The 7,992-nt window shown below is 38.0% G+C and carries 10 protein-coding genes; 3 read left to right on the forward strand and 7 right to left on the reverse strand.

Annotated features, from left to right (window positions below; translation table 11 throughout):
* From AC1DUW_RS16665 to AC1DUW_RS16690, 6 genes are all read right to left on the reverse strand, one after another.
* Window positions 1–577, reverse strand: a 577-nt coding sequence (locus AC1DUW_RS16665) for a beta-ketoacyl-[acyl-carrier-protein] synthase family protein (RefSeq protein ID WP_477643003.1), incomplete at its 3' end; no start/stop codon positions are given.
* A 3-nt stretch (window positions 578–580) separates the two neighbouring features.
* On the reverse strand, window positions 581–1,051 hold the full coding sequence (gene spoVAC / locus AC1DUW_RS16670; RefSeq protein WP_053345019.1) for a stage V sporulation protein AC: 471 nt from the start codon (window positions 1,049–1,051) through the stop codon (window positions 581–583).
* Between the two features lie 18 nt (window positions 1,052–1,069).
* The gene (locus AC1DUW_RS16675; RefSeq protein ID WP_053345018.1) at window positions 1,070–1,567 is read right to left on the reverse strand and encodes a YhcN/YlaJ family sporulation lipoprotein; all 498 of its coding nucleotides are present in this window, start codon (window positions 1,565–1,567) and stop codon (window positions 1,070–1,072) included.
* Window positions 1,568–1,859: 292 nt separating this feature from the next.
* Window positions 1,860–2,225, reverse strand: coding sequence for a DUF1360 domain-containing protein (locus tag AC1DUW_RS16680; protein ID WP_053345017.1), 366 nt, complete (start codon window positions 2,223–2,225; stop codon window positions 1,860–1,862).
* A gap of 14 nt (window positions 2,226–2,239) precedes the next feature.
* Window positions 2,240–2,833: a hypothetical protein gene (locus tag AC1DUW_RS16685; RefSeq protein WP_477643004.1), complete on the reverse strand. Its 594-nt coding sequence runs from the start codon at window positions 2,831–2,833 to the stop codon at window positions 2,240–2,242.
* An 11-nt stretch (window positions 2,834–2,844) separates the two neighbouring features.
* The gene (locus AC1DUW_RS16690) at window positions 2,845–3,159 is read right to left on the reverse strand and encodes a hypothetical protein (protein ID WP_053345015.1); all 315 of its coding nucleotides are present in this window, start codon (window positions 3,157–3,159) and stop codon (window positions 2,845–2,847) included.
* Window positions 3,160–3,388: 229 nt separating this feature from the next.
* Between AC1DUW_RS16690 and AC1DUW_RS16695 the strand changes: the two genes are divergently transcribed.
* Genes AC1DUW_RS16695 through AC1DUW_RS16705 form a run of 3 tightly spaced genes read left to right on the forward strand, consistent with a single transcriptional unit; the run spans window position 3,389 to window position 7,189 of the window.
* Window positions 3,389–4,522 (forward strand): GerAB/ArcD/ProY family transporter, encoded by a 1,134-nt coding sequence (locus AC1DUW_RS16695; RefSeq protein ID WP_053345014.1) that lies wholly within the window; start codon window positions 3,389–3,391, stop codon window positions 4,520–4,522.
* On the forward strand, window positions 4,482–6,005 hold the full coding sequence (locus AC1DUW_RS16700) for a spore germination protein (protein ID WP_236694873.1): 1,524 nt from the start codon (window positions 4,482–4,484) through the stop codon (window positions 6,003–6,005). The genes AC1DUW_RS16695 and AC1DUW_RS16700 overlap by 41 nt, the downstream gene beginning before the upstream one ends.
* Window positions 6,002–7,189: a Ger(x)C family spore germination protein gene (locus AC1DUW_RS16705; protein ID WP_053345013.1), complete on the forward strand. Its 1,188-nt coding sequence runs from the start codon at window positions 6,002–6,004 to the stop codon at window positions 7,187–7,189. Before AC1DUW_RS16700 ends, AC1DUW_RS16705 begins: the two co-directional genes overlap by 4 nt.
* 28 nt (window positions 7,190–7,217) lie before the next feature.
* Here AC1DUW_RS16705 and fabI read toward each other — a convergent pair whose 3' ends face one another.
* Entirely contained in the window at window positions 7,218–7,991 is a 774-nt protein-coding gene (fabI, locus tag AC1DUW_RS16710; RefSeq protein ID WP_053345012.1) for an enoyl-ACP reductase FabI, read from the reverse strand.
* Window position 7,992: the final 1 nt, after the last annotated feature.

The following is a 7,992-nucleotide window of genomic DNA, read 5'->3' on the forward strand; positions in this document are numbered from 1 at the left end:
CCTTACCGATAGTGGCTGAAACAATATGAGGAAATACCCCCTGCTTGCTACCATTTGGAGCAACTAGCGCTACCCCTGCCCCTGTTATCGTCCACTGAGCTGTGGGTGGTTTTTGCCCGCCATACTCAGTCGGATAGCGGAATTGCTTTTCAACAGCTGCATTATGGCTTGAAGCCCCCGTTAACACATAGTTCGCTCCTCCATAATTGGTTATGAAGGCCGATAGTGCAAGCCCCTCCATTGAAGTAGAGCAGGCACCAAACAGACCGAAGTATGGAATACCATTTGTTCTAGCCGCAAAACTTGTGGGTGTAATCTGATTGATTAAATCACCCGCCAAGAAAAATTGTACCTTTTCCTTGTCTATCTTACCTTTCTCCAATGCAAGCTCCACCGCTTTCTCCATCAAATGACGATGAGCCTTCTCATATGAATCCTGCTCCATCCATAGATCACTGTACAGGATATCGAAATCTCCGGCGATTTCTCCATTTGCCTCAAAAGGCCCACCAGTTACCCCTGTTTCCAAAATGACCGGTTTATTGGCGAACGTCCATGTTTGTTTTCCCTTTAACACCGGTTAGCCCCCAATCATTTGATAAATCGTTTTAATCAACGCCACGACAAAGGCTGAAAATACACCAAATAGAATCACCGATCCGGCCAATTTAAACATATTGGAACCAACACCAAGAACAAATCCTTCCGTCCGGTGTTCGATTGCTGCTGAAATAACTGCGTTACCGAATCCCGTTACTGGGACAGCACTCCCTGCTCCCCCAAACTGTCCGATGCGGTCGTAAAATCCGAAGCCAGTCATTAAAAGTGCGAGAAACACCATGGTCGCAGTCGTTGGGCTCCCGGCTGTCTGTTCCGTAAAGTTGAAAAAATAAATATAAAAGTATGAAATAGCTTGTCCTACTAAACAGAAAATACCGCCTACTAAAAAGGCTTTTATACAATTCTTCAGGATCGGCCTTTTTATTTCATGCTTCTCTTGAAGCTCTTTATACGCATCCTGTTGGGGGGTCGTGTTCTCCTTGCTGCTCATATTGAGAAACCTCTCTTTCTATATTAATTCTTTTTGAAGTTCTTCAATTTCCTTGAACTTCTTTATTGCCTTTTTCTCAGGAACCTCTTTTTCCTTAAGAAACTCATTCAATCTTAATGATTCCAGAAAAATTTTATAATCGCTCGAAACGATAAAATCATACTTTGGAAACTTTTCTTCCAACTTTCCAGTCACGTTCTTTTCAATTTTTTTCATATGAAAACGTTTCAAGTGCTTAACTTTGTAAGCGACGATAATCTTTTTTCCATTTTTCACCACGATTACATCATAGATTGTGTCTTCGTTGGCTACTGTCTCCTTGATCTTTGAAATGAGTCCTTTTTCATCCTTTTCATCCATTCCATTAATGATATCCATCGGTTCAGGATTCGTGCGCTTAATTAACGCTAAGTTTTCTGTTTTTCCGTCTCCTTTACTGCTACAGGCTGTTAGCAAACACACAACTACTGCAAAAACCATCCAGATAACATATAAATAACTTCCTCGTCTGAACATAGAATCACATCCTAATTTATTGTTCTATTTTTATTTTCTTGTTTAACTGTTTTTTTATGAATGGTAGGATTAGGAAATAAAAAACCCTTCCCAATTCGGAAAGGTTTTTTTTTCATTTAATAGCCCTTATTTTTATTATTATTATTGCAGCCACAGTCTTTTTTTATTTTGACCGGTTGTTCCTTTTTCACCGGTTTTGCATACGTCCATGGACTTTGTTTGTTATTCAATTGTGACTCCCCCTTTTCCCTCTATACCATACTATATGATTGATGAGACAAGTTGTTTCCAATCAAATGTCCAAAATTCTGCTGATTATAACCTCTAAGATTGACCCTACTGCGGCAACTGCGAGGATTAAAATCAGCACCTCCCCTATAAATAACTGTTGTAGATAAAGCAAAACCAGAAATAGACTGACCCAGATACCCACACACCAAAAACAGCTTAGCAATTGTCCAAACCAGCCAAGCAAGCCCTTTTCCTTAGGAATTAAATAAATCTCCACATCACCCTTTTCATTCTTTTCTTCTATCTCTTTAAAAAAAGGACGGCGCAAAGGTTCCATAATTTTATCGAAAACAATTAAGCGTGTCAGCCTAAATGAAGCTAAACCTAATAGAAGTATTAAGGTGAACTCATGCTGTGAGAGAAACATTCAATTCTGCTCCTTCACTTGGATTCTTCAATAATTTTGGCATCAATAATATTCGGGAGACCGACGAAGCGAATATGATTTCCTCTTTTAATTTTCACTGATTCCCCCCTCATTCCCAATACCTGAAACTTAAGCGTTTCTCCGTTAATAACCGCCTCACATAGCGGCTTTGGATAACCTTGATGTTTGGATAGACGGGTTATGATTTCACTTGAGGATTCCTTTTTCTCCACCTTATCCTCCACCTTTTTCTCCACCTTTTTCTTTTTCTTCTTTACAACCTTTGCCGTTTCCTTTTCTTCTTGTAAAGGAAGTTCAGTTTGCTCAACTGATGACTGCTCTGGAACATATTGATCAGTAATTTTTTTAATAGCCGTAATTTCTGATTCAATTTCTTTCATAGCATCAAATACTCCAAATTCCCGTTTGATTTTTTCTATTTTCTCTTCTCCCTGCTCCGTTTCCACAGATTCATGCTCTACCGTTTCCTGATGTGTACCTTTTTTCGTTCGGTAATCACTTTGCATATTCCCTCGTTGATCCGATATCTTAGCCTGATTGACATATAAAAGGGGCTTGGAGTCCTTATCGCTTTTATTCTCTGACATGCAAATCCTCCTTAATATTTCAGAATATCCACAGACTGCAACTGTTCTATATGGTATTGAACAACCTTTTTACCAAATTTATGCCTAATAAAAAGACTGGATTCTTTTTTATGTTCCAACTTACCAAACATTGTACGACCATTGATGATGAACTTACAAACTGGCTTAGGTGCAAAGGCTGGAAGTCGGGACAATAACTCCACCATTTCTTCGGTACTAAACGAAGTGGTGAAGTTTTCTCTATTCAAATTTATTTGGCTCTTCGGAGTATTGTGTACTGTTTGCTTACCAACAGTACAAGGCAGACGATCCTTTTTCACGTCCATGATGTCCTCCTCCTTTTCTCATCGACCCAATAAGGTAGAAAACAGGATTCTGCTGATTTTCCTCAAACAATGAATATCTGCTCTATGTATCAACTATATGAAATTCACCCTTTTTTATGCTGGTGTTGTGCCCTTCTCCTAAAAAAGGGACACTCATTAAAACTTGGATAAGCTGGGGGTTAATGGAGTAACCTAAAAAAATATTGGTTATTAAAGGAGTATATTATAGATGGTTAAAAATGGTAAAATTTCAATCGTACAACTATCTTTAATCGTAATGACTGCGATCGGACTGAAAAACCATGTAACGATTCTTCCTCATTTGTTACCTGCTGCCAAAAGGGATGCCTGGATTTCTGTTCTACTTTCTTTTGGCATTATATTGATTTGGTGTCTGCTCTTATTCTATATCCATAAAGCCACAGGTCATACAAATATATTTGGATGGGTGGAAAAAAATATTGGGAAGGTACCAGGCAGAATTTTATCCATTACTATGAGTCTCTTTTTCGCTTCATTAGCTGCGGTTTCATTGAAAGAGATGGTTGTATGGACAAAAGTATCCTATTTGCCTGTAACTCCACCGATTTTTGAAATAATCCTATTTACAGGATTATGCTTTTTCCTTGCATCGACAAACATACAAACGATTGCTATTGTCAATACGTTCGTATTATCGGCCGTAATCTTGTTTGGTTTTTTTGTGGCAATCACAAATATTCAATTTAAAAATTATTCACTTTTGCAACCAATTCTTGAACATGGTTGGTCACCTGTTTTTGCAGGTATTATCTATCCTTTGTCTGGCCTAATTGAATTGATTGTGTTTCTCTGTTTGCAGCAAAAAGTTCATGGGAAAATAAAATTTAAAGTATTTGTTATTAATACCATTATCCTTACCTGGCTTATCCTTGGACCCCTTATTGGCTCCATTACTGAATTCGGTCCAATCGAAGCTTCAAGACAAAAGTACCCTGCATTTGAGCAATGGGGATTAGTCACCTTGGGAAGATTCATTGAGCACCTTGACTTCTTGTCGATTTACCAATGGCTAACTGGAGCCTTTATAAGGGTATCCTTTTTCCTGTTTTTATCACTTGAAGTGCTATCTTTAAAAAATAAGCGAAACAAAACGAAATTGCTCATTGTCTACTCAATAATCCTTATCGTTTCCAATTCATTCAGCTTCAGTGATGTCATTTTATATGACATTATTAAAACATTTATTATGCCGATTACATTCTGGTTCTTTTTAGCGGTTTCCATACTTTTAAGTATTTTTGTTTTCTTCAGTAATCGTAGAAAAAGGAGGTCCTCATCCGATGTTCAAAAAAATGAAAAAGCAACCATCCAAACCGAATAGTAAAATTAAAACACCAGAAAAGCTCGTAATAAAAGACGAATACGATTTAAAAGAAATTTTTCATAGTTCAGGAGATGTATTTTTCCAAAGCAGCTTATATCGTGATGAGTCTCCGATAAAAGTCACATTAATTGGATGTGAAGGGCTTGTCGATACTGAATTGTTAAATAACCTTGTATTTGAAAGGCTAACTTTATTTTTCCGCAAACATCCAAAAGGAAAATTAACTATTAATGACATAAAGGACTCTCTTTATCTTCCTCAACTTGCTGATATAAACACCAAGGAAGAGTTATTCGCAGATATCTATTCTGGGAAATTATTGATTTACTTTGAAGGATACGACTATTTGGTTTCTGTAAACATTGCAAATCGACCGCAGCGTAGCCCTGAGGAAACAACTACTGAAGTAACGATAAAGGGGCCGAGAGATAATTTCATTGAAGATTTATCTATTAATGTCGCTTTAATACGAAAGCGTATGCGAACAAATTCCTTAAGTGTAAAATACTTCGAAGTGGGCAGGCGAACATTGACTAAAGTTGCCCTGTTATATATGGATGATATCTCTGACCCTGAAATGGTTCAAACTGTCGCTAAAAGGATTGAAGCAATTGATATAGATGGGATATATGGAGGCAATCAATTTATGGAGTTAATTGATGAACAGCCCTCTTTTCTCTTTCCAAGGCACGACTATTCCGGTAAACCTGATTTTGCAGTGCAATGCCTTTTAAAAGGCAGACTATTAATTCTAATTGATGGCGTTGCCTACACAATGATCACACCCATCAACCTATTTATTGTGTTAAAAACATCGGAAGATCATGAATACACGTCTATCTACGCTTCCTTTGAAAGAGCTCTTCGATTATTTGGCATTTTTGTCGCTGCACTTTTGCCAGGATTTTGGGTTGCTTTAACCACCTTTCATCAAGACCAACTTCCAATGATTCTGCTTGCCACTGTAGTCGAATCAAGAAGGGGATTGCCACTCCCTACCTCATTGGAAGCAATTACCATGGTCATCGTGTTTGAAGTATTCAAAGAAGCAGGCATGCGATTACCTACGTCAGTCGGCCCAACATTAAGTGTATTGGGTGCTTTAATCATTGGAGATGCAGCAATTCGTTCCGGTTTGACAAGTCCTGCCATGCTTGTAGTCATTGCTGGTTCGGCGGTCGCTACTTACACATTAGTCAATCAATCCATCAATGGCGTCATTAGCTTAATAAGGCTCCTAGCTATTATTTCTGCTTCTTTTTTAGGGCTTTTTGCATTTATGTTGTTAGCTCTATTTTTATGTGCGTATGTAAGTAATATCCGAATATTAGGTGTTCCTTATATGGAAGTGACTGCCAATTTAAACTTATCCAATATTGTAAAAACTCTTTTTCAGATACCTCCCTCTTTGGATAAAAAACGCCCTTCTATCTTTTCTTCAAAAGATCCTACGAGGAAAGGCGATGATGAACAACAATGAAAACAATGAAAAACACACTCATTTTACTGTTGTGTGTTTCAATTCTTTCAGGCTGCTGGGATTCAAATGAACCTGAACGTCTCGTTTATGCAAACGGTTTAGGAATCGATTATAAAGACGGGAAGGTCATTGTTTACCTTCAAATTATTAACGTGAAAGGGTTAGCAAAATCGGAATCAGGTGGAGACCCCAGCACACTTAGCCAAGCAGATGTTGGGCACGCTTCCGGAAACACATTGGACGAAGCCATATTTAATTTGTATAATACGTCCGATCGACGTATTTATTGGGGTCATATCTCTTTTGTGATTTTTTCAGAAGAAGCTCTTAAAGCAGGCGGCCTCAGGTATACTGCTGATTTTTTAGACCGCTACCGCGAAACACGCTACCGGATTTTCTTTTTTATGACTAAAGATTCAATTAAAGATGCGATGCTCATTTCTCCTATCGAAAATATTTCCGTGGCTTTTTCAAAATTAAGCGATCCAGATGGTAACTATAATCAAAGCTCTTTTATCCCACCTATTAATTTAAGAGAGATCATTATTGAACTTGATGAACCTGCTCATCAAGTGGCGATTCCATTACTTAAAATCACAGAACAATGGACTGGTCAGAAAAAAAAGAAGCAGGATTTATTAATGGAGAGAGTAGCTATCATTTCAGAAAATAAAATAAAAACAATTCTACCTAAGAAGGTGATGAATGGCGGAAGATGGTTCAATAAAGATTTCGTTCGGGACAGCATTACCATTTTCCCTGAAACAAAAAATGACGCATTTGTTGTTATTTACGATAAAAAGTTTAAAATAATCCCTGTTGTAGAGAAAAATGGAACAGTTCGTTTTGATGTAAAAATGAAACTTAAGGCTAGTGTTGAAATGATGATAAAGGATATAACACGTAAACAATATGAAAAAGAAATAAAGCGCTCTATCAAAAAGGAAATAAATAAATCGTATCAATATACACAAAAAAGGGATATCGACCTCCTCAGGCTTTCTGAAACACTCTACCGCATGGATAATAAAGCTTGGAAGAAAATTGAAATAAAAGGGAGAATTCCATTAGAAGAAGACACACTCAGGTCTATCCAGATTGATGTAGAAATTCAAGATACCGGAAAACAAAGATTAACACCAATCTTTGATGGACAGAAGGATAAAGGAATTGAAAATCAATAAAAAGGGGACCTTTATTGGTCCCCTTTCATCATCCGATTATATGGTAACCGGAATCCACATGAATATTTTCACCAGTAATCCCGCGGGACATGTCACTGAGTAAAAACACAGCCGTATCTCCCACTTCTTCAGGTGTCGTCGTACGACGGAGCGGTGCTTCTTCTTCAATCTTCTTCAAGATTGTATTAAAATCACGTACTCCTTTTGCAGATAATGTACGTATTGGACCAGCAGAAATTGCATTCACACGAATGTTATCCTTACCAAGGTCACTCGACAAGTAACGTACATTGGCTTCAAGTGACGCCTTAGCCACTCCCATTACATTATAGTTTGGCATAACTCGTTCACCGCCAAGGTACGTCATTGTGACAATACTGCCGCCTTCTGTCATAATTTCTTTCGCTGCTTTAGCTACAGCTGTTAAAGAGAACGAACTAATATTATGAGCAAGCAAGAAACCTTCACGGCTCGTGTTAACAAAATCACCGTCCAGCTCTTCCTTATTTGCAAATGCGATACTGTGTGCTACGCCATGAATGATACCTACTTCTTCCTTGATCGTCGCAAAACATTTTTCAATGCTTTCATCCTTTGTTACATCACATTGCAATATGATTGCAGGCTCACCTTCCAAAGTGGAAGATAGCTCCCTGACGCTCTTTTCTGTGCGTTCTTTCCCATAAGTAAATATCAACTTGGCACCTGCTTTGTGTAAGGAACGGGCCACTCCCCAAGCAATACTTCTTTTATTGGCAACACCCATTATGACAAACGTTTTTCCCTCTAATGAAAAAGTCATC

The organism is Peribacillus sp. P4_C12 (assembly GCF_056402095.1).